This is a genomic window from Paenibacillus shirakamiensis, from assembly GCF_017874255.1.
GTDB classification, from domain to species: Bacteria; Bacillota; Bacilli; order Paenibacillales; family Paenibacillaceae; genus Fontibacillus; species Fontibacillus shirakamiensis.
Window position 1 is genome coordinate 125,979 of the sequence record NZ_JAGGLD010000002.1, and the last position, 26,477, is coordinate 152,455.

General features: G+C 43.9%; 26 protein-coding genes and 2 riboswitches. Of the genes, 13 read left to right on the plus strand and 13 right to left on the minus strand.

Annotated features, from left to right (window positions below):
• Position 1: 1 nt before the first annotated feature.
• Together J2Z69_RS07490 and recQ are read right to left on the minus strand one after the other, a co-directional pair.
• Positions 2-1,774, minus strand: coding sequence for a B12-binding domain-containing radical SAM protein (locus tag J2Z69_RS07490; RefSeq protein ID WP_209860780.1), 1,773 nt, complete (start codon positions 1,772-1,774; stop codon positions 2-4).
• Between the two features lie 42 nt (positions 1,775-1,816).
• Positions 1,817-3,676: a DNA helicase RecQ gene (gene recQ, locus J2Z69_RS07495; protein WP_209860781.1), complete on the minus strand. Its 1,860-nt coding sequence runs from the start codon at positions 3,674-3,676 to the stop codon at positions 1,817-1,819.
• A gap of 178 nt (positions 3,677-3,854) precedes the next feature.
• On the opposite strand from recQ, the gene J2Z69_RS07500 reads away from it, so the two are divergent.
• From J2Z69_RS07500 to J2Z69_RS07515, 4 genes are all read left to right on the plus strand, one after another.
• Entirely contained in the window at positions 3,855-4,847 is a 993-nt protein-coding gene (locus J2Z69_RS07500; RefSeq protein WP_209860782.1) for an RluA family pseudouridine synthase, read from the plus strand.
• Between the two features lie 108 nt (positions 4,848-4,955).
• Entirely contained in the window at positions 4,956-5,786 is an 831-nt protein-coding gene (gene speD / locus J2Z69_RS07505; RefSeq protein WP_209860783.1) for an adenosylmethionine decarboxylase, read from the plus strand.
• Positions 5,787-6,138: 352 nt separating this feature from the next.
• A complete protein-coding gene (locus tag J2Z69_RS07510; RefSeq protein ID WP_209860784.1) occupies positions 6,139-7,860 on the plus strand; it encodes a proline--tRNA ligase in 1,722 nt (573 codons plus the stop codon).
• A 156-nt stretch (positions 7,861-8,016) separates the two neighbouring features.
• Positions 8,017-8,535, plus strand: coding sequence for a PadR family transcriptional regulator (locus J2Z69_RS07515; RefSeq protein WP_245339093.1), 519 nt, complete (start codon positions 8,017-8,019; stop codon positions 8,533-8,535).
• Positions 8,536-8,856: 321 nt separating this feature from the next.
• Here the strand turns inward: J2Z69_RS07515 and J2Z69_RS07520 are convergent, their stop codons facing one another.
• Positions 8,857-9,408: a DUF1003 domain-containing protein gene (locus J2Z69_RS07520; RefSeq protein ID WP_209860786.1), complete on the minus strand. Its 552-nt coding sequence runs from the start codon at positions 9,406-9,408 to the stop codon at positions 8,857-8,859.
• 530 nt (positions 9,409-9,938) lie between these two features.
• Positions 9,939-9,977: riboswitch (PreQ1 riboswitch) on the plus strand.
• A gap of 129 nt (positions 9,978-10,106) precedes the next feature.
• Here J2Z69_RS07520 and queC point away from each other — a divergent pair.
• The 5 genes from queC to J2Z69_RS07545 all read left to right on the plus strand — a co-directional run bounded on the left by queC (position 10,107) and on the right by J2Z69_RS07545 (position 13,601).
• Positions 10,107-10,778, plus strand: a complete 672-nt coding sequence (queC, locus tag J2Z69_RS07525) for a 7-cyano-7-deazaguanine synthase QueC (protein WP_209860788.1) — start codon at positions 10,107-10,109, stop codon at positions 10,776-10,778.
• A complete protein-coding gene (gene queD, locus J2Z69_RS07530) occupies positions 10,775-11,266 on the plus strand; it encodes a 6-carboxytetrahydropterin synthase QueD (protein ID WP_209860790.1) in 492 nt (163 codons plus the stop codon). The genes queC and queD overlap by 4 nt, the downstream gene beginning before the upstream one ends.
• Positions 11,259-12,014, plus strand: coding sequence for a 7-carboxy-7-deazaguanine synthase QueE (queE, locus tag J2Z69_RS07535; RefSeq protein ID WP_209860792.1), 756 nt, complete (start codon positions 11,259-11,261; stop codon positions 12,012-12,014). The genes queD and queE overlap by 8 nt, the downstream gene beginning before the upstream one ends.
• Positions 12,015-12,085: 71 nt before the next feature.
• Positions 12,086-12,583: a preQ(1) synthase gene (gene queF, locus J2Z69_RS07540; RefSeq protein ID WP_209860794.1), complete on the plus strand. Its 498-nt coding sequence runs from the start codon at positions 12,086-12,088 to the stop codon at positions 12,581-12,583.
• Between the two features lie 43 nt (positions 12,584-12,626).
• On the plus strand, positions 12,627-13,601 hold the full coding sequence (locus tag J2Z69_RS07545; RefSeq protein WP_209860795.1) for a 2-hydroxyacid dehydrogenase: 975 nt from the start codon (positions 12,627-12,629) through the stop codon (positions 13,599-13,601).
• A 74-nt stretch (positions 13,602-13,675) separates the two neighbouring features.
• Here the strand turns inward: J2Z69_RS07545 and J2Z69_RS07550 are convergent, their stop codons facing one another.
• The 3 genes from J2Z69_RS07550 to J2Z69_RS07560 form a co-directional block, all read right to left on the minus strand.
• Positions 13,676-13,897, minus strand: a complete 222-nt coding sequence (locus J2Z69_RS07550) for a hypothetical protein (RefSeq protein ID WP_209860797.1) — start codon at positions 13,895-13,897, stop codon at positions 13,676-13,678.
• Between the two features lie 76 nt (positions 13,898-13,973).
• A complete protein-coding gene (locus J2Z69_RS07555; protein WP_209860799.1) occupies positions 13,974-14,543 on the minus strand; it encodes a PadR family transcriptional regulator in 570 nt (189 codons plus the stop codon).
• A gap of 16 nt (positions 14,544-14,559) precedes the next feature.
• Positions 14,560-16,092, minus strand: coding sequence for an MDR family MFS transporter (locus tag J2Z69_RS07560; RefSeq protein ID WP_209860801.1), 1,533 nt, complete (start codon positions 16,090-16,092; stop codon positions 14,560-14,562).
• Between the two features lie 141 nt (positions 16,093-16,233).
• Between J2Z69_RS07560 and J2Z69_RS07565 the strand changes: the two genes are divergently transcribed.
• The 3 genes from J2Z69_RS07565 to J2Z69_RS07575 all read left to right on the plus strand — a co-directional run bounded on the left by J2Z69_RS07565 (position 16,234) and on the right by J2Z69_RS07575 (position 18,255).
• Positions 16,234-16,728, plus strand: coding sequence for a DinB family protein (locus tag J2Z69_RS07565; protein WP_209860802.1), 495 nt, complete (start codon positions 16,234-16,236; stop codon positions 16,726-16,728).
• A gap of 79 nt (positions 16,729-16,807) precedes the next feature.
• Positions 16,808-17,062 (plus strand): DUF3949 domain-containing protein, encoded by a 255-nt coding sequence (locus J2Z69_RS07570; RefSeq protein WP_209860804.1) that lies wholly within the window; start codon positions 16,808-16,810, stop codon positions 17,060-17,062.
• A gap of 101 nt (positions 17,063-17,163) precedes the next feature.
• On the plus strand, positions 17,164-18,255 hold the full coding sequence (locus J2Z69_RS07575; RefSeq protein ID WP_209860806.1) for a M24 family metallopeptidase: 1,092 nt from the start codon (positions 17,164-17,166) through the stop codon (positions 18,253-18,255).
• A 172-nt stretch (positions 18,256-18,427) separates the two neighbouring features.
• Here J2Z69_RS07575 and J2Z69_RS07580 read toward each other — a convergent pair whose 3' ends face one another.
• On the minus strand, positions 18,428-19,126 hold the full coding sequence (locus J2Z69_RS07580) for a queuosine precursor transporter (protein ID WP_209860808.1): 699 nt from the start codon (positions 19,124-19,126) through the stop codon (positions 18,428-18,430).
• A 9-nt stretch (positions 19,127-19,135) separates the two neighbouring features.
• Positions 19,136-19,181, minus strand: a riboswitch (PreQ1 riboswitch).
• A 199-nt stretch (positions 19,182-19,380) separates the two neighbouring features.
• On the opposite strand from J2Z69_RS07580, the gene J2Z69_RS07585 reads away from it, so the two are divergent.
• Positions 19,381-21,078, plus strand: a complete 1,698-nt coding sequence (locus J2Z69_RS07585; RefSeq protein ID WP_209860810.1) for a methyl-accepting chemotaxis protein — start codon at positions 19,381-19,383, stop codon at positions 21,076-21,078.
• A gap of 102 nt (positions 21,079-21,180) precedes the next feature.
• Here the strand turns inward: J2Z69_RS07585 and cobS are convergent, their stop codons facing one another.
• From cobS to J2Z69_RS07615, 6 genes are read right to left on the minus strand one after another with little or no spacing between them, the layout of a single operon-like run.
• Positions 21,181-21,993, minus strand: a complete 813-nt coding sequence (cobS, locus tag J2Z69_RS07590) for an adenosylcobinamide-GDP ribazoletransferase (protein ID WP_209860811.1) — start codon at positions 21,991-21,993, stop codon at positions 21,181-21,183.
• Positions 21,990-22,559: a bifunctional adenosylcobinamide kinase/adenosylcobinamide-phosphate guanylyltransferase gene (cobU, locus tag J2Z69_RS07595; protein WP_209860812.1), complete on the minus strand. Its 570-nt coding sequence runs from the start codon at positions 22,557-22,559 to the stop codon at positions 21,990-21,992. The genes cobS and cobU overlap by 4 nt, the downstream gene beginning before the upstream one ends.
• Positions 22,556-23,620, minus strand: a complete 1,065-nt coding sequence (gene cobT / locus J2Z69_RS07600) for a nicotinate-nucleotide--dimethylbenzimidazole phosphoribosyltransferase (RefSeq protein ID WP_209860813.1) — start codon at positions 23,618-23,620, stop codon at positions 22,556-22,558. Before cobT ends, cobU begins: the two co-directional genes overlap by 4 nt.
• Positions 23,620-24,438: an ABC transporter ATP-binding protein gene (locus tag J2Z69_RS07605; protein ID WP_209860814.1), complete on the minus strand. Its 819-nt coding sequence runs from the start codon at positions 24,436-24,438 to the stop codon at positions 23,620-23,622. The genes cobT and J2Z69_RS07605 overlap by 1 nt, the downstream gene beginning before the upstream one ends.
• Positions 24,435-25,481, minus strand: coding sequence for a FecCD family ABC transporter permease (locus J2Z69_RS07610; protein WP_209860815.1), 1,047 nt, complete (start codon positions 25,479-25,481; stop codon positions 24,435-24,437). The genes J2Z69_RS07605 and J2Z69_RS07610 overlap by 4 nt, the downstream gene beginning before the upstream one ends.
• Entirely contained in the window at positions 25,478-26,455 is a 978-nt protein-coding gene (locus tag J2Z69_RS07615) for an ABC transporter substrate-binding protein (protein WP_209860816.1), read from the minus strand. The genes J2Z69_RS07610 and J2Z69_RS07615 overlap by 4 nt, the downstream gene beginning before the upstream one ends.
• Positions 26,456-26,477 lie beyond the last annotated feature (22 nt).

A 26,477-nucleotide genomic window follows, 5' to 3' on the forward strand; every position in this document is an offset into this window, starting at 1 on the left:
TCTAACTATGAGCTTGTCGAAGCATTTCTTGCATGGGCATCGTGAAGATGAAAGGACGTTCTTCCTCATTTTGCTGATAAATCACGATTAGCATATGCGGAACGGGCTGAGATGACGCAAGACCATCTAGCACATGGGTTAAGGAAAATGAAATCTCTTCTACGACAGCATGTTTAAGCAATTCTTTCTCATCGATCGCTAAGCTAGCAAAGTTTCCAGATACAGCTGAGGGATTCTCCAGCATGAGCTTGTATAATTTGCTTCGGCGTTCTTTATCCACCGCAGGTGCCCACCAAATTTTACGTGGTTTATACTTGTGTCCCATGAAGTAATCGAGCTGCATGAGTCCTCTGACTATGGCAGGTTCTTTCAGCCCGCGATCATCTAAGAACGCTTGCAATCGTGTAAATAAATCCTCCAGTTGATGCCCGATTCGCTGCCATCCTTGGGACTCCCAGTAGTTACCGAAATCTTGGAAGAAGTCAAACGGAGACTCAAACTCATGAAGCATCAGATAATGGAGAGTATTGTCTAGTCGGTGCGCGTTCCAATACTTTTCCAGCACATCTTCAAGACGCTTAAGTCTAACAATATCCGTAAAAGGAAGGACGTCGTTCCCCAAAATTTCATAAGGAGCGTGATCCATATACGTGTAGTTATATTTCTTTGCATCCATACGCAGACCTGTTCCACGCAACATTTTGAGAAATCCCAGTTGGAGTTCTTCAGGACCTAGGGCAAACACATCGTTAAATGTCTTGCGGAAAGAATCATAATTTTCGTCCGGAAGTCCAGCAATCAGGTCTAAATGCTGATCAATTTTCCCACTATTTTTAATCGTCGTAACCGTCCTTGTAAGCTTCGTGAAATTCTGGCGACGCTTCACTAATTCATTGGTCTCATCATTCGTCGATTGTACACCGATCTCAAAGCGGAACGTACCCGCAGGTGCATGCTCAGCTAAAAAGTCTAGCACTTCTGGTCGCATAATATCTGCCGTAATTTCAAACTGGAATACGCATCCTTGATGGTTATTGATAAGAAATTGAAACATCTCCATCGCATAGCTCCGATTGATATTGAATGTCCGATCTAGGAACTTAATGATTTTGGCACCATGCTCAATGAGATACAAAATATCCGATTTCACACGTTCGATATCATAATATCTTACACCGACCTCTATGCTAGACAGGCAAAATTGGCAGTTGAAAGGACATCCTCGGCTTGTCTCGAAATAGATGATACGTTTGCCTAGATTCGGAATATCTTCAGGAAAACGATGCGGAGAAGGTAGCTGATTTAGATCACTTTTAGGGTGAGATGGCATAAGAATGATCTCTTCGCCCTTACGGTAAGCTATTCCATATACAAAATGGAACTTGCGGTCTCCCTCTAATTCCTCTAACAAACGATGGAATACTTCCTCTCCTTCGCCCATGACGATGCAATCCACAGCTGTTGCACGCTTCATCCAATACTCCGTGTCGTATGACACTTCTGGCCCACCAAGCACAATCGTTACATTTGGCATAACTTTTTTGAGGATTTCTACAACTTTCAACGTCTCTTCTATATTCCAAATGTAGCAGGAGAATCCAACAACATCCGGCTTTTTGTTGAACAAATCGGAGACAATATTTAAAGCGGGATCCTTAATCGTGTATTCGGCTAAATCAATATCAAAGGCATGATCACTATAGGCTTTGAGTAAGCGAATAGCTAGCGACGTGTGGATATACTTAGCATTAAGTGTAGACAAAATGACCTTCATGCTTCACCTTCCTTATGTGTAATGAATTGAAGGGAATTGAAACTAATCCAACAAGTCTGAATCTGCTACTCCAGTATTTTGAAAAAATTCCAAGAACGGGCGACCATATTTAAGATATTTCACTTCGCCTACCCCTTTAATCTTTAGCATAGCCGACTCTGTCTGTGGACAAACCACACTCATTTCTCGCAAGGTAGCATCATTAAAAATAATATAAGAAGGAACTTTCTCACTCTGCGCTAACTCGCGGCGAATCAGACGAAGTTGCTCAAATACCGTCTCATTTACCGCCGATGGACCTAAATCTACTGTAGATCCTCCTCTACGGCGAGAGCTGGATGCGGAAGCAGCCACTGGAAGAGGGGCCCGCTGCATAACCTGCATCTGACCCTTTAGTACGTCTACTGCAATGGGTTGGAGCTTGACCACAGGATACTGCCCTTCAGATAATGTGAGATATCCCTCAGCTACAAAGGTGTTAATAAGTTCCGAAATCTCCTTCTCGGTCTGAGTTCTCATCATCCCATACGTAGGCAAGCTATCAAATCCGTTCTGTAGTACTTTCTTGTTCTGTGAACCTTTCAGCACACCAGCCACCATCGTTACCCCGAAACGCTCCCGCATCCGGTAAATACAAGAAAATATAATTTGGGCTTCCTTCGTCATATCTGTCAGTTCACGTTCATCCCGGCACGAACTACATATCCCGCAAGGCTTCTGATCGTGCTCTTCGCCAAAATATTCAAGCATCGCGAACCGCAGACAACGATGGGTATAGCAATACTCAATCATTTGCTGAAGCTTGCGGTACTCATTGCGCTTGCGATCACCTTCCTGCGGATTCTGTTCAATAAGGAATTTTTGCGTCATAATATCCTGTGCACTGAACAAAAGGATACAGTCACTAGGCTCCCCATCTCGGCCCGCACGGCCCGCTTCCTGAACATAAGCCTCCATGTTTTTAGGCATATTATAGTGAATGACATATCTTACGTTAGACTTATCAATGCCCATCCCAAAAGCATTGGTCGCCACCATGACCCGAATATCGTCATACAGGAAAGCTTCTTGGTTATCCGCTCTCTCTTGATCGGGTAGTCCCGCGTGGTACCTTCCGGCCTGAACACCTGATGCACGTAATCTATCATACAGATCATCCACATCCTTACGCGTAGCCGCATAGATGATGCCCGGCTGGGATTCATGCTGGGACGTATAATTCATAACGTATTCTCTCTTATTCTCGCCTCTTAACACAGACATCGCCAAATTATCTCGGCCAAGTCCCGTTACGAAAATCGCAGGTTCCTGAAGTCGCAATAATCGAAGCATATCATCCATAACTTCAGGTGTAGCTGTCGCGGTAAAGGCTGCAAGTATAGGACGCCTAGGCAAAGAAGCTACAAATGGCGCCACGGCAAGATAGCTCGTCCGAAAATCATGGCCCCATTGAGATACGCAGTGCGCTTCATCTACAGCAACACAGGCAATATGCAGTTCAGCCATCTCATCACGGAACCAGTCCAGCTCAAGTCGCTCGGGGGCAACGTACAACATTTTGAGTTCGCCACGCTGCGCTGCCCGAATTCTAACATTCACTTCTTTTCCACTTAGGGAACTATTAATATATGCCGCTGGAATGCCCATGGTCGTCAGCGCATCCACTTGGTCTTTCATTAATGAAATCAATGGTGATACAACTAGTGTTAAGCCCGTGAGCAGCATCGCAGGGATCTGATAACAGATAGATTTCCCGCCTCCTGTTGGCATAATTCCTAGCGTATCTTCCCCTTGTAGAAGACTTTCCACAATTTTTTTCTGTCCCTCACGAAAGTCAGGGTATCCATAAAATGTCTGCAGCAACTGCTGCGCACGATCCATTGTAAGTTGTTCGGTATCCATCATTAAGGCTCCTTACTGTACTCGTCCTTCAAGCGAAGGCGTCTGTATTCTTTAAGTGTAACGGGCTTTGTCCGATAGGGCAACCGCGTGGACGTTGACCAGAGGCCAGAAATAAAGGTATCATCGGTCTAGATCAATTCCGGATATCGGAGCTAGAATTCAGGAGGTTCATGTTGTTATGAAAAAGAAAGATTCAGCTAAGAAACACACGACGCGGCCAAAGCCAAAGGCCGGAGCTAAACCCAAGTCGAACTACACATCCAAACCAACCCGAATCAGTGCAGCTGTTAAGCCGCGAATCTGTACGGTAAAAGAAACCACGGAACTGCTACCTTTTCTTCTGGAGACCTTTAGTAACTTAGGAAGAAATGCAGTCAAAGCTATTTTGGCACGCGGACAGGTTACAGTGAACAGTGAGCCAACTACGGCTTATAACTATCAGCTTGAACCTGGCTACATCGTAACGATCTACAAACAAAAAGCAAAAGCAGCACCTGCTTTAATTGGTATGAAGATTATGTTCGAGGATGATGACATTATCGTCATTCAAAAGGAGCACGGCTTACTTTCTGTAGCTACAGGGCAGGAGAATGAAATTACCGCCTATCGCCAATTGATGGCTCATGTGCGAGCAGAAGATGAGAAAGCACGCATATTCATCGTACATCGACTGGATCGGGATACGTCAGGCGTGATGCTTTTTGCTAAGAAAGAAAGTATCCAACAGAAACTGCAAAATGCTTGGCAGGATATGGTCAAAGAACGTTCGTACGTAGCTCTAGTGGATGGAGAAGTGAAGAAGCAAGAGGGAACGGTTCGTTCATGGCTAAAAGAAAGTGCGACGCTTAAAATGTACTCTAGTCCTCATCCAAATGACGGACTATTAGCTATTACTCATTACAGAAAATTGCAAGGAGATAAATTCTTCACCTTGCTAGAAGTGAATCTCGAAACAGGACGCAAAAATCAAATCCGTGTGCATATGGAAGAAATCGGTCATCCGGTGGCAGGCGATAAGAAATATGGATCCAAATCCAAATTACTAGGCCGTCTGGGACTTCATGCTCGCGTTCTTGCTTTTGAACATCCGACAACAGGGATTGTTATGCGGTTCGATACGGACATTCCGAAAATTTTCATGAAGCCTTTCCGCATTACTCCTACTCGTTAAGACGCGGAGACCTAGATGTTATGGTTCTTTTGGAATGGGTATAAGAATGTATGAAATACTATGCAAGCTGCGGCATTCATTATAAGCTTTGATAAGGGGAATCCACTGATGAAATTGACACCAGAAAAAGCCATTGAACTGCATGGCTTCAACAATTTGACCAAATCCTTAAGTTTTAATATGTATGACATCTGCTATACCAAAACAACGGAAGAACGAGATGCCTATATTGAATATGTCGATGAGCAATACAACGCGGATCGCCTAACCAAGATTTTGATCTCTGTGGCTGATATTATTGGTGCAAATGTGCTTAATATTGCCAAGCAGGATTACGTCCCGCAAGGCGCCAGTGTAACGATGCTCGTATCCGAAGGTCCCATTGTAGAAGTACCTAATGAGTCTTACGATGAAACGCCCGGCCCATTACCAAGTTCCGCGGTAATCCATCTGGATAAGAGTCATATTACCGTACACACGTATCCAGAGTCTCACCCCGACGAGGGTATAAGCACCTTCCGTGCAGATATCGATGTTTCTACTTGCGGCGAGATTTCTCCTTTAAAAGCATTGAACTATCTCATCCAGTCATTTGAACCAGATATGATGACGATGGACTACCGGGTGCGGGGATTTACTAGAGATATTAACGGACAGAAGTTATTTATTGATCATGATATCAGTTCCATTCAGAACTACATTCCAGATAAAGATAAACGTCTGTACGATATGATCGATGTGAATGTATATCAGGAACATATATTCCATACCAAATGTAAACTCAAAAAATTTGATCTGGATAACTATTTGTTTGGCTATACCAAAGAAAAATTAAGTTCTGAAGAACAAGCTGCCATTACAGAACGCCTTAAGATTGAGATGGACGAGATTTATTACGGCAAGAACACAGAACGCGGCTCACTTCGAGAAGAAGAATAACTTGACAATTCTTTCGATAATATGCATAAATATTTACATTAATGAGACACAGCTACAGCATACTTCAATATTACAAGATCCAAAAGGCGCTTGACTAAGAATCAAGATGCAGATACGGCAATCCAGAGAGGAAGTTCATCGGCTGTAAGACTTCCCTGCACATTTCTGCTTCTTTCCTGTCTTAGAAGCCGCAGCTCTGCTGCCGGTTCATACCGTTATCTATGATAAGAAATCAGCGTTAAGATCTACGTTGATAAATTAGGGTGGTACCACGAACGCATTCGTCCCTTGACGATTGCGTTCTTTTTGCGTCTAAACCTACACTCAGCACTGTGAAAAGGAGTTGATCCGGATGAAACAATCCAAGCTTTTCATTCCTACGCTAAGAGAAGCACCTTCCGAGGCAGAAGCCATCAGTCATCAAATTCTAATTAGAGGCGGCTATATTCGTCCCTTAGCCTCAGGCATCTATACCTATTTGCCACTTGGCAAACGTGTCCTCCAGAATATTGAAACTATCATTCGCCAAGAAATGAATAAATCTGGTGCACAAGAAATCACGATGCCCGCCATGCAGCCAGCTGAATTGTGGCATGCCTCCGGAAGATACGAGCGTTATGGACCGGAACTTATCCGCCTACAAGACCGCCATGGCCGAGAATTCGCTTTAGGTCCCACACACGAAGAAGTCGTGACCACCTTAGTTCGTGACGAGATCAATTCATATCGCCAGCTCCCACTGAGCCTCTACCAAATACAGACCAAATATAGAGATGAAAGACGCCCTCGCTTTGGTCTGCTCCGAGGCCGTGAATTTCTAATGAAAGATGCTTATTCATTCGATAAGGACGGGGATGGACTTCATCTAAGCTACCGGGCTATGTATGAGGCTTATACCAATGTATTCACCCGAACGGGTCTAAATTTCCGAGCTGTACAAGCCGATGCTGGAGCTATTGGAGGGGAAGGAGAAACCCATGAATTCATGGCACTGGCTGACATTGGAGAGGACACCCTTGCTGTATGTACTGCTTGCGACTACGCTGCTAATTTGGAAAAAGCCGAATATCGTGCTGTAGAGTCTACTTCTAGTCTAGCTAATAGGGGACTCTATTCAGAAAATAATCAACTTTCCCCCTCTCCTATCGTAGTCTCTACACCCGGTGTTCATACTATAGATGAACTTGTAGATTATATGAATGTGGAAGCTAGTTCCTTTATCAAAACATTAATTTACCTTTGTGATCAACAACCCGTGGCCGTCTTAATTAGAGGGGATCATGAAGTGAACGAGATCAAGCTTAAGCATAAAGTTGGAGCAGAACAAGTTGAGTTAGCAGACGCGTCTACAGTATCTCAAGTGACGCAGGCACCTGTAGGTTTTGCTGGCCCTATTGGACTTACTATCCCTATTCTGGTCGATGCCGATGTTAGTGTAATGACAGCAGGGATTACAGGTGCAAATCAAGTAGATACTCATCTTACTGGCGTGAGGCCAGGTATTGATTTTGCATTTCATCACGTAGCTTCTCTTCGCAATGCTTCTGTAGGAGACCACTGTCCTATTTGTAATCATACTTTGGAATTCATTCGCGGGATTGAAGTAGGGCATGTCTTTAAATTAGGAAATAAGTACAGTAAGACTTTAGGCGCTGTATTCACAGATGCGCAGGGCAAGTCACAAGAAATGGTTATGGGTTGTTATGGCATTGGAGTATCTCGAATTATGTCTGCCGTCGCCGAGCAGTATCAACATGAGTCTGGCATCGTGTGGCCTACTGAACTAGCTCCTTTTCGGGTTCATATCATCCCCATTTCAGTGAAAGATACACATCAGATGGCTCTAGCTACTGCGCTCTACAACCGTCTTCTTGATTCTGGCGTGGAAGTACTCTTGGACGACAGAGAAGAACGAGTAGGTGTAAAGTTCAAGGATGCCGATCTCATCGGCTCTCCTATCCGAATTATCGCCGGGCAACTTGCAGACCAAGGGCAGTTTGAATGGAAAATACCCGGTACTAAAGATCGAGAGATTATAGATTTCGACACTGCTTTTCATCGGATTATAAGCTAATTGCCTATTCTTGTTGCTATGTATATAAAGAATGATTTTTTCTTAAATACAAACCAAAAGTCCCTATGAATCTAGGGGCTTTTTTTATATATTTAATATTTACAGAATACCCTATTTATAGTAGATTCTAATTGATATCGAGGAGGAATTGAATTGATGGACTTTGTCATTCTAGGCATGCTGTTAGAACGCCCTATGAGTGGATATGAACTAAAAAAAACGGTAGACGTAACGATTGGCTTATTTTACAAAGCTAGTTATGGCAGTCTATATCCCGCTTTAAAAAGATTGGAGAATAGAGGATGGATTGGCGTAAATGAATCAGATAATCAAAAGAATAAAAAAACCGCATATATTCAGCCTGAGGGGAAAGCAGCTTTCTTAGATTGGCTACAGATTCCTACACAATTGAGTCGAAAAGAACAAATGCTTCGGTTTTTTTTCTTTGATTATCTGGACCAGCCTACACGCCAAAAGAGGCTTACTGAACGAGCAGACACGTTACGTAAAGAAATCAAACAACTTGAGCGTGTGGAAGCCGATCTAGCAGATAAATTTCATAATCGTGAACAAGCCACCAATCACAATTACCGTATTCATGTTCTCCATTATGGATTACAATATTTAACTGTCGAACTGAACTGGATTCAACAAATACGAGAGGATGAACCTTAAGCATGTGGGCTTCTTGGGGGCTTTGTAGAAGAGAAGCTGTTGCTTCCTCTACTGATGATCCGAAATTATATCCTTCCTCTCATGGCCTATCACTTCATACATAACCATATTCAATTTATCAGTATTGACTCACAAACATTTAATACCTATGACCTACTCATTCCTGCTCTACTTTCTGTCCACAGCATCTGGATCATAATAAGTCTGTGTCGTCCAACAGAGCCTAAATCTCCATCGTTTGTTCTAGACCCTACTAGGACAATTCAAAGAGCAGTTCCGCGAACGGACCTGCTCTTAGCCTTTTATATGTCTCTATGCCTGTCAGGTCTCAACTTTATCCTTTGCCTCTAAATTAATTAACAATTCTTTCATGAATATTAGATCATCTTCAATTCTATGGAGCTGCGTCTGCATTTCATCAATTTCAGATTCGGCCTTATAGTTAATTGCAAAATCGATAATAGATTCATGTTTGTCTCTAGCTGCTTGACGATTCTGACTCATCATAATGATGGGCGCCTGAAAAGCCGCTACAAAAGATAAGCAAAGATTTAATAAAATAAAAGGTGGTCCATCATAATGATGTGTAAATGGAACCGTATTCCAGATTAGCCAAGTACTTAAAAACAACGCAAACAGGATCATGAATTTCCAGCTCCCCCCAAAGGAAGCAATTGTATCGGCCACCCGGTCTGGCCACCTGGTCTTACGAATATATTCATCATCTAGATGAGCAAGGATACTCTTCTCATAATGATCAACTAAACGATCTATACGAGCGGTATGATTCTTATTCAGTTCAATATCGAATCCTTGAATGGCTGAGGCTTCTACCGAAGGTTGTTTGCGAATATGATAATGCTTTTTGCCCATCTCGATTCCCTCCCCTAAGTAGAGGAAGTCTTCAGGAGCCTGGTTCACCCTATAGGCAGACAATCAAGTTGAATCCAAGTCCAGACCATAGGCCGCTGTGACCTCACCCTCAAGACTTCCCCGTAAATCCTGCCTTCTAACGAGCTTTGGCTACTCCTATGACTGTCCATGCAGACGATTCAACTCCTCTCGTTCCAGGTTGAAATGGAATTACCTTCATAGTATATTCTAGTCACCATCTATTGGTACAGCAGTATTATATTTTTAACCTTTGAATGGTCAGACGTCCAAAAAATTCAATCTCAATGCTCATAATACCCTCATCGCTGAGCCCTATCCGCTTAGAACATTACGGTTCGCATATCTTTCCACTCCATCCATATCCCTTAGATTGTTATGTCTATGATGTTAAGCATGCATAGATGAAAAGGCAAATTTTTCCTATATAAAGCTCCCTAATTTCCCTCCTAAGTATGGTATACTAAACCAGCTAGACCGATATAGAAGACAATCCATGCAGCTTATAGCTCATGGGAGAGGTTCGAGAACTCCCTCTATAAAAAACTATGATTGCCCGTTTGCGTCCGCGAACAGGGTCTATTTTTTATCGATGTCAGTTCAAGAAACTCTCACTCTTCGAAGCGTACCCGATGTAATTCGAGTACACTCAAATTCAGAAGATGGAGAGGTTTTTTTGCATGCTCAAAAATGAAAAGGCGTTTGTAGTGTTTAGTGGAGGACAGGATAGCACGACTTGTCTGTTCTGGGCTTTAGAACAATTTAAAGAAGTGGAGACTGTTACGTTCAATTATGGACAAAGACATGCTCAGGAACTTGAATGTGCTCGTCAGATCGCGCAACAACTGAACGTCAAGCACACAATCCTCGACATGAGTCTTCTTGGCCAACTTGCGCCTAATGCGCTAACGCGGAGTGATATCGAGATCACTGAGAACCCTGGAGAACTCCCGAGTACGTTCGTTGAAGGTCGCAACCACTTGTTCCTAAGTTTTGCTGCAGTTCTGGCCAAAACGCAAGGAACTCGGCATCTCGTAACAGGCGTATGCGAGACCGATTTCAGTGGCTATCCCGACTGCCGAGATAGCTTCGTCAAATCCTTGAATGTCACTTTAAATTTAGCTATGGATCATCCCTTTGTTATTCATACGCCGCTCATGTGGCTAAATAAGGCGCAGACTTGGCAACTAGCCGATGAGCTCAATGCCTTTGAATTCGTCCGAGAACGTACTCTGACTTGCTACAACGGTATACAGGGAAGTGGATGTGGAACATGCCCAGCCTGTAAGCTCAGACAAGCCGGACTAGATCAATATCTAGCACAAAAAAATGAACAGGTATCCCCGTTATGAGCCAGTATCCGGGACCTTTTCGCATCGTAGATACATTACAGCAGTTCGGCACCGACATTCAGCAGCATGAACTCCGTTATCATACGCGTAGAGTTCTAATTAGCAAAGAATTCACCTTCGATGCTGCCCATCATCTACATGCCTATGAAGGCAAATGTAAAAATCTACATGGTCATACGTACAAAGTAGTATTGGGTGTAAGTGGAATTCCCGATGCATCCGGTCTCATGATGGATTTTGGCACACTGAAGCAGCTCTGGAAAGATCGGATTGAACCTTATCTCGATCATCGATATCTGAATGAAACTCTTCCCAAGATGAACACTACCGCAGAAAATATCGTCGTGTGGTTATATGAACAAATGGAAGAGGCGCTCAAGCTTGATCCAGATAACCAAGTTAGCCAAAGTCGCACCGAGTTTGTGCGTCTTTATGAGACGCCTACCAGTTATGCAGAGATTCGGCGGGAGTGGATGCTCGATGTCTAGCCCTTTGAGCTTGGCACCTGAAAGGAAGATCCCGGTTATGGAGATCTTTGGCCCCACGGTTCAAGGAGAAGGCATGGTTATTGGACAGAAGACGATGTTCGTTCGGACCTCAGGTTGTGATTATCGTTGTAGTTGGTGTGATTCTGCCTTTACTTGGGATGGAACAGGGAAAGAAATGATTCAGCTCATGAGTCCAGAAGATATTTGGGCTAAGCTACACTTAATAGGCGGAACCCGATTCTCCCATGTTACTTTATCTGGGGGGAACCCAGCTCTCCTCCCGCAGATGGCTTCCCTTATTCAACTTCTAGAATCACAACACATCCGCATCGCTGTAGAGACGCAAGGATCTCGCTGGCAGGATTGGTTGATGCAGATCCATGAGGTTACCGTCTCGCCAAAACCGCCTAGCTCCGGTATGATCACAAATTGGACCGTCCTAGATGATCTAATCAGCAGATTATCAACAAGAGGCACGGCTTATAGTTACAGTCTCAAAATCGTTATTTTTAACGAAGCTGACCTCGATTTTGCCAAGCAGGTCCACTTACGCTATCCCTCCAGCCCCTTCTATCTGCAAGTAGGGAATGCGGATACAAAAACTGACGATATTCCAGGGCATGCTTCGAGCTTACTTCATGAGTACGAAGCGCTGATTGAAGCTGTGATGAAATCAGATGTCCTCAATGATGTACGTGTCTTACCGCAGCTTCATACACTCGTCTGGGGTAACAAGCGGGGCGTATGAGGGCTTTCTGATAACATGTATAACTTATATCTATTTTCTTAATTCATATATATTTAAAGGTGGAGAACATAATGACTGGCAGACAGCCACAAGACATGAAAGACCTTACGCTGCTTGGGAACCAGGGAACCCAGTATGCTTTTGAATATAATCCAAAGATCCTTGAATCGTTCGAGAATAAGCATCCCTACCGAGATTATTTTGTTAAATTCAATTGTCCTGAGTTCACAAGTCTGTGTCCGATTACAGGCCAGCCGGATTTTGCTACGATCTATATTAGCTATATCCCAGATATACACATGGTCGAGAGTAAATCCCTTAAGCTGTATTTGTTCAGCTTCCGTAATCATGGAGATTTCCATGAAGACTGCATGAACATTATCATGAATGATTTGATTCAATTGATGAAACCTCGGTATATTGAAGTATGGGGAAAATTCACCCCGCGCGGCGGCATCTCTATTGATCCTTACTGCAATTATGGACAACCGGGGACACGCTTTGAAGCGATAGCAGAGCATCGATTAATGAATCACGATCTATATCCGGAGACTGTGGATAATCGGTAATTTGTGAGCATCTCATCTTAGATTTGAGAGAGGAGTAGGTACCGTGCAGAAACCTCAAATTTTCATTGCAAAACCGATTCCTTCTGAGGTACGCGAATATCTGGAGCAGCATGCAACCTGCACGTTCTGGGAGAAAGAGACGCCCGTTCCGAGGCAGGAATTACGGGAGCACGTAGCACAGGTAGAAGGACTACTTACAGCTGGGGGCAAAATTACAAGTGAACTATTGGATGCTGCTCCAAAGCTCCGTGTGGTAAGTACGATGAGTGTAGGATACAACCACTTTGATATACCTGCTTTTCGAAAGCGAGGTGTTATAGGAACCCATACCCCAGGCGTATTAAATGATACTGTGGCAGATCTAGTTATGGCTATGATGCTTACGGCAGGACGCCGCATTTCTGAACTCGATCGGTACGTAAAGGACGGCCATTGGCAACGTGGAGATAATGAGAGCCTATTCGGTCTCGATATTCATCATAAGATTTTAGGGATTATAGGTATGGGCGGCATTGGAAAAGCTGTTGCAAAACGTGCAAAATTCGGTTTTGACATGTCGATCTTATATCACAATCGCCATAGAAACCCAGAAGTAGAGCAAGAATTCTGTGCCAGTTACTGTAGCTTGGATGAACTCCTTCAACAATCGGATCTCATCGTTCTGATGACACCGCTCACGGAAGAGACCCGACACCTCATAGGAGCGCAGCAATTTGCTAAGATGAAAAAGACCGCAATATTCATCAATGCCTCTCGAGGCCAGACTGTGGATGAACAAGCCTTAATTCAAGCTTTGCAGACGAAGCAAATCTATGCAGCGGGTCTGGATGTTTTTGAACAAGAGCCCGTAGATAGGGATAATCCACTTCTCTCTATGCCCAATGTGATTACTTTACCTCATATTGGCTCAGCTACAGAGACCACTCGAGACCAGATGGCAATGCTAGCCGCACAAAACTTGATTGCCGCTCTTCAGGGGTTAACCCCTCCTAATCTAATTCCCGAGCTTCGTTCTTGAACGGATCCTTAACATTAAAATAGAAGAAAAAAAAGACCTCGGTCCTAACAAGGACTGAGGTCTTTCTATCTCTATTATTCAAAATCTACTTTGTATTTTTTCTCCGTGGAAGACGTATGTTTCGTCTCCTCTTTGTTCTTCTCATCGAGCACCTTTTCGTTCAGTTCTTCTACAGGAATAGGATCTACCGTCTGTTCACTTTCAAATCGGTCGAATAGACTCTCCTCATCGGTCTTGTACTGCTCAGGATGATCCATACCGGAAGGTCCATTGCCATCAGGCTTACGATCTGTCATGTTCACTCACCTCATCTTGAAGATTTAAGTTACTTCTTTTATACCTTCATCTGCGATAAGTTAAACATGCATCTTCCTAATCGTCGATTAAATCTATCCGTTCCCCCATCTCAGCAAGCAGTCCTGCTTCCGCATCTTCGTACAATTTGCGAAGCCATTTAAGTTCAGTGAGTTCATGTTCGTACCTTCCTGCCATCAAGTACAGGACACTCCGAGATACCGTACCAACATGGTCTTGATAGATTTCATAATAAAAGTTGACCTGATGCTCTGTCTTACGAACCCGTTCCTTGAGCACAGCAGCTATTTTTTTCTGATCCCCATATTTGGCAAAGGCTAACGCAATATACATAGGATGGTATACAGGTTCCATCATCTCAAATTGCTGCATAAGCAACTCTTCAAAATAGGCTATACCTGTATCTGTGATGTGATAGACCGTTTTATCCGGTCGTTTGTCACTTTTGATCACTTCAACAACTTCTAAGTAACCCTGAAGAGCTAATTGATCTACCGCGTAATATAATGACCCTATTTGAATTTTGGCATTGCGATCTACAGCTTTTTCTTTCATCTTTAGACGCATCTCATAAGGGTGCATATCTTTTTCTAATAAAATGCCTAAAATCGCTAACTTCATAGACATGGATAAGCCACTTCCTTTATCCCTGAGAAGGTTCTACAGGTGTGCTTGATTTCTTCGCGTGCAGCTTTAAGCGATCTTTAGGCATAAGGAAGACGAATATGACCGCAAAGGCTACAGGAATTAGAGCCCACATAAAGGAATGTGCAATAGAAGTAGATAACGCAGCGGTAATCTTTTGCAGTACAGGTTCTGGAATTAATTTGCGATTCTCTGGATCGAGGGCTTGCTGAGGATTGCTGAATGTAGGGCCGCCCTCTGATGAATTACCAAAAGATTGCTTAATCTGATCTGAGAACGTATTCCGCTGAATGATACCGAAGATCGTAATTCCAAGGGTCATCCCCAGTGAACGTAGGAATGAGTTCGTGGACGTCGCCGCTCCCCGTTTGCGATAGTCAAAATGGTGGATGGCCGCCATACTCAGCACGGAGAAAGAGAATCCTACGCCAAAGCCAGTAAATATGCTATACAAGGTTAGTAAGCTTTTCGGCGTGTCTTGTGTCATTGAGCTCAGTAGTACGATGCCTAACAATAAGGAACTTACTGAAATCATCATGATATTCCTGAACGAAGTTTTCGTCGTAAGGAATCCACCCGTTTGAGAGCCTACTACGGAACCTATCATCATCGGCATGAGGATGAGTCCAGAGTTCGTGGCAGAACCCCCATATACACCCTGAACGAAAATAGGAATATATACGGTGGCTACGATAAATACAGATCCGTACATTAGCGCAACGAGGTTACTTGTCGCAAACAATCTCGTACGGAACATTTCAAAAGAAATAATAGGCTCGGAGACTTTGCGCTCAATCATCAAGAAGAGGACGAAAAGAATTGTAAAACCTGCGAACAATGTCAGTATCGTAGTTGAATCCCATGCATACTTCTTACCTCCGAGTTCTAACGCGAACATGAGGCAGATTACCGCTCCAACTAATGTAGCTGCGCCGCCCCAGTCAATTTTTTGCTTCGCATGACTTAAAGACTCTTTGTAGAACACACTGATTAAGATCAGAGCTACAATGCCTAAAGGAATATTAATATAGAACACCCAGTTCCATCCGAACGACTCCGTAATGAACGCACCAAGCAGTGGACCAAAAATGCTGGACATCCCAAATACGGCTCCAAATAATCCGGTAGCTTTCCCTCTCTTCTCCGCTGGGAAAATATCGAAAATGATCGTGAATGCAATCGGCATAAGCGCCCCGCCACCAATACCTTGAATGGCCCGGTAAATGCTCAACTGTGTAATCGATTGGGCTGTTCCGCACAGAATTGAGCCCAACAAGAAAATGATCAGGCCAAAAATAAAGAACCTTTTGCGTCCATACATATCAGATAACTTGCCGAAAATCGGTGTACCTGCCATTACTGTAACCATATATGCAGAAGTAACCCACACGAACTGGTCGAGTCCTCCTAACTTGTTCACTATGGTGCCCATAGCCGTCGTAACAATGGTATTATCCATTGCTGACATCAAGATGCCGAGCAGTAGCCCCGCGACAATGAACTTCATGTTTTTCGCATTGCTGTTTATCATGAATCTAACACACCTCTACCTATTCAAATTTGAATACATTTTTTATTATATTCGAATTTAAGTTTATTTCAAACATTTTGTGCTTATATATAAATACTGATATAATCAGCGAGTACATTATATGTTTATGAGGAGGCCCTTATGAATCACAATACTCTGATTAGAAATCAAATATTTGAACTTGTACAAGACCTTAATGAAGACCAAATTAACCAGAAACCTGCCCCTGATAAATGGAGCATCGCTCAAGTGATGGACCATCTCTATCTTATGGAGCGGACGATTGCTCATCAGATCGGGGTGACGATTAAGAACGATGTCGATGCTCCTACAGATCTGAAACCTTACAAGCTCACACTAGATCGTACGCGTCACGTTGATGCTCCTCCGAATCTAGTACCGTCTGAAGATCGTCTAACTATGGAACACCTAAAATCTGAATTAGCTCAATCTAGAGAAGCGCTTATCGCTTCCTTAGCAGGTCAAGATCAAGAAAAGCTTAAGCATTTATCCTTTCTGCATCCTGTATTTGGCATGATGGATCTGACGCAATGGGAAGATTTCGTAGGGATTCATGAAGAGCGACATATGGAACAAATTCGGGAAGTTAAGAATAGTATTCTATCCGCTTCATAAAGCAATCATATTTTGTATTATTTTCCCATTCGAGGTATAATGAAGGTGCAAACTGGACATTACCTTAGGGGGATATGTTATGAATTATACACTCGGTATACTTGCTGCTGCTTCTCTGGTCTTAGTCTTTGCTATTATGGTTCGAGTTCAATACGGCTATATTAGTCAACTAAGAGGTCAGCGTCACAAGACGGGTTCTGAACAGAATACTTACTATGAGAAGATGACTTTTGAAGAAGAGCAATTGCACTACAATCAACAAGGTGGCTTCTGGCCAGCATCCTTGGTAGCCTCTATTATATACAAAGCGAGACACAAGAAAGCTGCGCACTAAGACAGACGACAAGACGGCACCTATGCTAAGGTGTCGTTTTTTTGTATTATTATCAATTTTAGACCATAATTAATATACACATAGGAAGGATGTATGCAGAAATGACAGCAAAATGGAATGTATTACAGCAGCATATGAAAGACAACGGAGTACATACGCTCCTGATTACCGACCCAAAGCATGTGTATTATTTGACAGGATTCTTGAGCGATCCTCATGAACGTTTCCTCGGACTTGTTGTACCTTTAGGTGAAGAGCCTCTGCTCATTGTACCCGCACTGGATGAAGAAGCTGCACGTGCGGCAACGGGTATGGAACGCATATACTCACATAGCGATACAGATAATCCTTTTCAGATTCTAAGTGGGGCGTTGGCAGGGTCCATCGGTACTTTAGGTTTGGAAAAGGACTATGTTACAGTAACTCGTTTTGAAGCATTACAAGACCAGCTTGGTATTTCAAAATATCAAGATATAGGTCCTTGGCTTCAACATATGCGTGTGCGGAAATCCCCAGAAGAAATTGTAAAAATGAGACATGCCATCTCATTAATTGAACAAGTCCTTCATGAAACTCTACCCAAGGTGACAGCCGGGGTTACAGAGAACGAGCTTGTAGCGGAAGTAGAATACCAAATGCGCAAGCTTGGGGCAGATGGTCCTTCCTTTGATTCCATGGTGTTATTTGGGGAGAAAACAGCCCTTCCTCACGGAGTTCCCGGCTCTCGCGTGTTACGTACAGGGGATATGGTTATGTTCGATATTGGCGTGTATGCCGGTGGCTATGCCTCCGATATCACAAGAACATTCGCTTATGGCGGAATTACAGAAGAACAAACGCGTATCTACAATACGGTTCTTCAGGCAAATGAACAAGCTATTCAAGCTATTCGACCTGGCGCGACTTTCGCTTCCATTGATCTAGCTGCAAGAAATTTAATTGAAGAAGCTGGATACGGACCACAATTCATGCATCGCCTAGGACATGGTCTAGGGATCGATGTCCATGAGTACCCTTCTATTCACAGTCTTAATCATGAGAAACTAGAAGCGGGGAATGTCTTTACTGTCGAACCTGGAATTTACGTGCCTGGCGTAGGTGGTGTGCGGATTGAAGACGATATTCTGGTTACAACAGAGGGCGTAGAAGTACTGACTTCCTATCCCAAACAATTAACCATTCTGGGGTCTTAAAACTTATAAGAGAACCTTCATAGAGTGTGTAATACACAAGAGGCCAGTTGGAAGATACATTCCACTGGCCTCTCGTCTTTTATTAAAGCAATGCTCTAAGTTTATTGAAGCACTGCTCTATATTTATTAAAGAACTGCTCTGGTACAAAGATGACTCTTCTGAAATTTACATTCAGCTAGAGGAAGGGATCTCATCATCTGGATGTTTGAAATTTCTTGCAATATACAGGAATGGTGTGCCCACAGCTGTGAGAACAAACTTAATAATATAGGTTGTGAACAGAATCTCTAACCAATCACTCCAACTATGCAGTCCATAGAAGGCTATGGAACAAAAGATCAGCGTGTCCACAAAAGAACTAATCATCGTACTTCCATTGTTCCGAATCCATAATTGATTGCGAGCCGGGAAAAATTTACGTATCCATGCATAGAGTCTTACATCCAGGAACTGACTGACAAAATACGCAGTTAAACTACCTGCTGCCAGTTGTGGAAGCAGTCCGAATATCGTCTCCATAGAAGGTTGTGCGATATCGTTCTGATCCGGGGTGAAGAAGAGAACCATTTGCATCATAATCGTGGTCATAATTAAGGTGAAAAAACCGAACCAGACCGCTTTACGTGCTTCCTCACGTCCGTACTTCTCATTCAAGAGATCGCTTGTAAGATACAAGCTGACATACATCGTATTTCCTAGAGTCATGACAATGCCGAACATATCTATCGTCTTGACGACTTGAATGTTAGCAATAACCGTAGCCACTCCAATCCAAGCATATAACCCCTTCTTGCCAAAAAACTTGTAACATAGTAAAAAGAACGCGAAATTCACTAGAACGAACACGACGCCCCAACCAAAATTAAACATCTATCTGCTTCCTTCCTAGTTTTGTTTACGCGGGATGGTTACGAACCGCGGCAGCCCGAAGCCCGGGCAAAAGCAATATCCACTCTACCACAGCAAATCAGATTATGCCATCCTTTTTCATATGTAATTATTTTCATAAATCTCTTTTCAATTAGGAATGATTTCCTATAGAATAGTCCATGAGCACTTAGGCACAAAGGTTTAGAAAAATTAGCTTGTACACTACATAAGGTAATTACCAGAAGGAGCTTCCTATGCTAAGGATCAAAATGTCATTAACACGTAAATTCATGTCCATGTTCACCCTGATTATCGTGATATCTTCCCTGCTTTTTAGTCTAAGTTTCTATAATGTAGCGATGGGAATTATTCAAGATAATGTATTTCCCCAGTTCGATCGCGTTTTAGAAAGTAGTGCCAAAGATACATATAAAAATCTGGATTCCAGTCAGACCTTGCAACTAGCTAGTGGAAAGACAAACGCTCAATTTTCGGTAGAATCTTATCTCTCTCAAATGGTGAAAGATAACCATCTAGATAGCGCCTACTTAGCGCTCGTCGATGCATCTAAGCAGAAAGCTACACTCTTTGCATCAAGTGAGACATCGTCTTTAAAAGCCGGAGAATCCATTGACCTCCAACCCGCATTAAAAGAGGCTCAAGCTACCAGCAAACAACAACTAAGTAATGTCTACTCTGAAAAAGGAAAATCTTATAAGACGGCCTATGTATCCATTCCCGGAAGTTCCATCGTTTTAGCCATGAATATGGATGCTACTTTCGTTGTAGATAAAGAACAGCAAATCTTCTGGATTTGTATGGGAATCACCTTACTGGTCATTATTGTTGGGATGAGTATTGCATATCTCTTTAGTAAAAAAATAATTCGTCCAATTAAGGAACTGGCCTCTCTTACGGAACGTATGGCGGAGGGAGATTTCAGTCACCACATACAATTCAAGGGTAATGACGAAGTCGCCGCTCTCGCTGCAAGCTTCGTATCTATGATTGATAAATTAAAGTTGATCCTCACCAAAGTCACACATACCTCGCATGGTGTGGTCAAAGAATCCGATCAGCTATTATATAGTGCGAAGAATGTAGGTCAAATGATCAAAACATCAACAGCCGCTGTTCAACAAATTGAACAAGGAAGTATTACGATGGCTTCCGCTTCTGCGGAGAATGCCCGGGCAATGGAAGAAATCAGTCAAGGTATCCAGCATATTGCTTCCTCCTCCGCCGAAGTAACCGAACATGTGGGTCAAGCTTCAGGTGAAGCGGGTACAGGGAATCAGTTAGCTCAAGGTGCAGTATCTCAGATGCATAACATTGAACAGGTTGTTGGAGAATCACTACATCATATCCAACAGATGAAGTCGAGCACCGAATCGATCGCACAAGCGGTTAGTACCATCTTTGCTATTATCAAACAAATTCAAATTCTTGCCTTGAATGCATCTATTGAGGCTGCGCGGGCAGGAGAACATGGTAAAGGATTCGCGGTTGTAGCTCAGGAGGTGCGCCAGTTATCTGAACAGTCAAGAATTTCGGCTGAAGATATCTCCGTTCATTTGCAATCTATTCAACAAGACTCCACTGGTTCAGTCTTGGCTATGAACCGCGTCAGTGAAGAAGTGCAGATCGGGGCGGATAAAGTAAAGGCAGCGGGTATTGCTTTTACGAACTTAGCAAATATGATTCAGCAGGTGAATGCCACGGTTCAATCGGTATCGGCTTCTACGCAGCAAGTATCAGCCAGTACCGAAGAAGTCAGTGCCTCTGTAGAAGAAGCCGCTAGCATTACCGCCAAGTCACTTCAGAACGTAGAGAATATTGCGAGTAATGCCAGTCAACAAAATGATGAAATTCAGCTCTGGTCTCAAACCCTTCAAGAACTTCATAAGGATGCTAAAGCTCTGCAAGAACTTGTTAGTACGTTCAAGTTTTAACGAGTTATGACATGAATGACTATGTGAAATAAAAAAAAAACAAAAAGGCATAGAATAAGGACAACCTTGGTTGCCCCATTCTATGCCTTTTTTGTGCGTTGTTCAGTTAGTTATTCCATGAATGATGAGTAGAACCATAAGGATTACCACTTCAAGCCCCTCATTTAGAGCCCCGTAGTTATCTCCCGTGAGCCCACCTAATCTTCGATGCATATAATCTGCTGCCCAAGAGCCCACACTGTACGCTACTAAGGGGGTAAGAATCAAGGGAAGTACGAATGTTATAAGTGAGAACGTCCCAGAACAACCAAATACCGACAACAATATAAGACCTGAAAAGGACACAAGTATACTGTAGATTGTGGTATACCACACCTCAGCAAGGGGCAATCCATTGAACTGTGCAGCTAACCCCTCTCCCTTTCGGGCTCTTGGCCATTTACGAATGGCGTAGACCATGAATCCTCGACTCCAGACCGGAGCTAGGATTAAGGCAGGACCTAAAATTGTCGTACCCATTAAAGAGGCAATTAATGTGAATTTGAATAATAATAAGAGTACACAAGCTATGACGCCCATAGCACCCACACGGCTGTCCTTCATAATTTCTAGCATGCGTTCTCTAGAGCGATAACTGAGTAGTCCATCTGCGGTATCCATCCACCCATCCAAATGAAGTCCCCCCGTGATATAGATCCAAGCTATCAAGATGATAACTGATGCAGGCATAGTCGGTAATGACCACGATGCAAGAAGCGCTATCACGCAAAGAACAATGCCGATGCACGCGCCAACAACTGGATAGTAACGAGTGCTTTTTTGCTGAAGATCTGCATTATAATCTAGTTCAGCATGCACGGGAAACCGAGAAAGAAATTGAAACGCAGCCCGCAACGGATCTCCGCGCTTCATCATCGGTAAGCTCGACTTTTGAGCTCGATAGGAATTCCAGCAGTGACAAGATACACTTCTTCAGCATATTCGGCAACCCTTCGATTCAAGATGCCCGCTAAATCCCGATATACACGGCCCAATCGATATTCTGGCACAATCCCGCTTCCCACTTCATTGGTAACCATAATGAGCCTACCTGGGTACTCCTTAGAAGCTTGAAGGAAATGATCGATCTTCTTCTCTACAAGTGAAAGGGAATCCTCACTCTCCCCTGCGGTTAACAGAACATTGGTTAGCCAAAGCGTCAGACAATCAATAAGCACAGTCGGTGCCTCGGGGGTAGAGGGTGTAGTTGAAGCTGATAGACGAGCTAGAACATCAGGTAGAGCCAGAGGTTCTTCCACGGTAGTCCACTGATAGTGCTCCGCATTTCTCTGATCCTGATGGCGCTGAATCCGTTCCTTCATTTCTTCGTCAAACGCTTGAGCTGTTGCAATATAGATAGCTGAGGAAGCATGCTTCATACACCACTTCTCGGCAAATGTACTTTTTCCGCTTCGCGCTCCGCCCGTAACCATAACAATCATAAGGTATGCTCACCTGAGATGCCTGCACTCTCAAATGTAGCCATCTCCGATGCAAGATGACTAGCCGCATCGATAAGGTGCAGCGCCAGGACTCCGCCGGTTCCTTCGCCTAAGCGCATATGCAAATCCAGCATGGGGTCAAGTCCTATCTCTTTCAGGAGCAGAGCATGTCCCTGTTCCTTAGATACATGCGAAGCAATCATATAGTCTAGTACCTGCGGAGCAAGGCGCTGTGCAACTAGAGCTGCCGCTGACGATATAAATCCATCGATGATGACAGGGCAGCGATGCATCGCTGCACCTAGAATAACACCCACCAAGCCTGCAATTTCAAGGCCGCCTACTTTAGCTAATACATCGATGGGATCGGTCGCATCAGGGTGATTCAGTTCGATGGAGCGCTGTACAACCACGGCTTTGTGGCGCACGCGTTCATCATTCAGACCCGTGCCACGCCCCACACTCTCAAGTGGCGTAATACCGGTTAATGCACTCATCATCGCCGAGCTTGCAGTAGTATTTCCTATGCCCATCTCTCCCGTAATGAACAGCCCATACCCCTCAGCTACAGCGTCACGAACAACATCATGACCTATTTGAATAGCTTGTTCAGCTTCTTCTCGAAGCATCGCTGGTCCTTTAAGCATATTCGCTGTGCCCTGACGGATATTGCGACCTATCAAGTGTGGATGTTCCATGCTGTCCCCAGCTATACCTATATCAACACAGCGCACATCAGCATCCGCCTGTCTAGCCAACACGTTCACAGCCGCTCCCCCGCTTAAGAAATTGAGCACCATTTGACGGGTAACCTCAGAAGGAAACGCACTGATCCCTTCTTCACATACGCCATGGTCAGCGGCCATAACGATAACCGTACGCTTGTTAAAAGAAGGTAAAGGGTGACCTGTAATGCCTGCTAGACGTATGAATAATTCTTCTAATCTTCCTAGACTTCCTGGTGGCTTAGTCAAGTTATCTAACCGCTGGGCAGCTAGAGCTGAAGCCTCAGTATCCAAGGGGGGGATAGATGATAGATGCTGCAGTATTTGTTGAGACATTACTTTCCTTCCTCCTTACGTTTCAAAAGAATTTGTGGTACACCGGAATCTGGATGAGGTGTAGCCGAAGCTTGTACACCAAATACTCGTTCAACCATCTCTTCCGTAAGTATATCGTGAGGACTGCCATCAGCAACTATATTTTGTTCATGAAGTACCAGTAGTCTACTACAGAAAAGAGAAGCTAGATTTAAGTCATGCATTACTGCAATAACAGTTAGACCCTCTTCCTGCTGCCACCTCGACACAAGTTCCATGAATTGAATCTGGTAGCGTATATCCAAATATGTAGTAGGTTCATCCAACAAGAGCACAGCAGGTTGCTGCGCCATGACTTTTCCAAGCGCTACCCTCTGACGCTGCCCCCCACTAAGCTCACTTACAGGTCTTTCTGCTAAGGCATGAAGCTCTAACCTATCCATAATTAAAGTGATGAGCTCCTCCACCTCGGCATATCGATCCCGTCCTAGCCAATCTAGAAAAGGATAACGTCCCATGCGAATCACCTCATGAACAGGGAAGGAAATAGCAGGAATACCGTCTTGCTGAAGCACAGCCAACTGCTGAGATAACGCTTTGCGAGAGTATGAACTTAGGGGCTGTTCCATAATATGAACTTCACCCTCTGAGGGCGTCACAGCCCCGGAAATGAGATGAAGCAGGGTCGTTTTTCCGCTGCCATTAGGTCCGATAATACCTACGAACTCTCCAGATTGAATATGAATATTTAGATCACAAAGTACTTTTTGTGTCCCGTACACTTTGTTAAGATGAGAAAGCTGAATCGCGCTCGAAGGAGAGATCGGAGGCTTATTCATGAATTCACGCCCATTCGTTGTTTCTTATTTCGGCAGAGTAAGTAAGCAAAGAACGGTGCACCAAGAAATGCAGTAATAATACCTAAAGGAATCTCAGTAGGAGCCAAAACCATCCGCGCAGCGAGATCACTCCACATCATAAAAATTCCTCCACAGATTGCAGATAAAGGCACAATCAATCGATAATCAGGGCCCGTCACCATCCGAATCATATGGGGCACAACCAGTCCTACGAAGCCAATAACCCCCGATACGGATACGGCTGTAGCGGTAAGCAGTGTAGCTACAACTAAGACGATGAATTTCGTCCGCTCCACATCCAGTCCGGAGTGAGAAGCTTCTCTCTCTCCAAGCGCAAGTAGATTCAATCTTCTTGCATAACTCCATAATACAACGAGTCCCACAATCACATACGGGAAAAGGATGGCCGTATAGGACCATCCACGTAGACTGAGACTTCCTAGAGTCCAGTACAATATTTCATTAATCGTCTTCTTCGACATCGCCGTTAGGAAAGCCACTACCGCTCCCAAAAAAGACTGCATCACTACCCCCGAAAGGATCAGACTTTCCGTGGGGATCTTCCCCTTCTCCTTCGCCAGCCACAAGACAATCCATAACGTAATTACGCCACTAAAGAAGGCGACGGCTGGCAGCGTCAAGGCACCGATTAAGGAATACTGCCATCCAAAAAAAATCAGGACTGCTGCGCCAAGAGAAGAACCAGAAGATACGCCTAGTGTAAAAGGATCTGCCAAGGGATTGCGAAGCACACCTTGAAAAGCCGCGCCCGCCAGGGCTAACGATGCCCCTACCAGCATGCCCAGTACAATGCGGGGAAGTCTAACATTCAAGACAATTTGTTCCGAAGAAGGCGACCAGTCTATTGAAATCCCCTGTCCCAGTATAGGAATTTGACGCAGTAGAATTCGGGCAATTTGCCCGATGGGCAGCGAGACAGGTCCTGTCCCAACACAGATGAGCAGTGTCAGAAGCAGTATGATAGAGCACAATAGACCGTATCCCGCTAGCTTTTTGCTCATTTTACTAGATCCGGATAAATAGCTTTAGCTACTTCTAAAAGACCTTCTGTTACGCGGGGACCTGGACGACTAAGCAAGTTATCATCCAAAGCTACAATGCGGTTGTCCTTAATGGCCTTGATTTGATTCCATCCACTGCGTGCTTTGATAATATCAGCAATCGTCTCATTCTTGTCATTCACTACACTCTTCGCGTATAAGATTACATCGGGATTGGACTTAATAATGTTCTCTTCATTGATGGCAGCCCATCCTTTGATATCTGAAGCTACGTTCACACCGCCAGCTTCTGTAATCATCTCATCCATAAATTCACCTTTACCGACCGTCCAACCGGGGGAGAACTCGATATAGACTTTTTTCTTCTGTTCAGGCGTTAAAGATTTCACCGCTTCTTTGACTTGTAAGCGATCCGCAGCCATTTTGTCTGTTACTTTTTTGGCCTGAGCTTGATGATCGGTGATTTGACCGTACACTTCAATATCTTTAGTTACATCATCTAAGGTCTTCGGATTGAACTGGTATACTTTGATCTTCTGTGCACGAAGATTTTTAATCGTCTCTGCGTCCGTAAGTGCCGCTACAAACACCACATCGGGCTGCGCTGCGACAATGGATTCCATGTTGACTTTCATGCCTGACATTTTGGGTTTGGACTTCGCAGCCGCTGGGTAATCGTCATATTCCGTAACGCCTACAATTTCTTGATCCAGACCAATGGCGAACAAAGATTCTGTCTCCGACGGCGCAAGAGAAATAATTTTGGCTGGTGCTTTGTCAAACGTTACGCTTTCACCTGTTGCATCGGTTAAAGTCAAAGGATACGTCGTCTTCGCTGAATCCTGAACTACCGGTGTCTCCTGCTTTGCAGGTTCTGTACTCTTTGTTGGTGTAGCTGTTGAACCACAACCTGCAGTCAATGCAAGCGTTAAGGCTAAGAGCCCTGTTGCCCAAATTTTGTTCCATGTCTTCATTTTATTCTCTCCCTTGTCTACA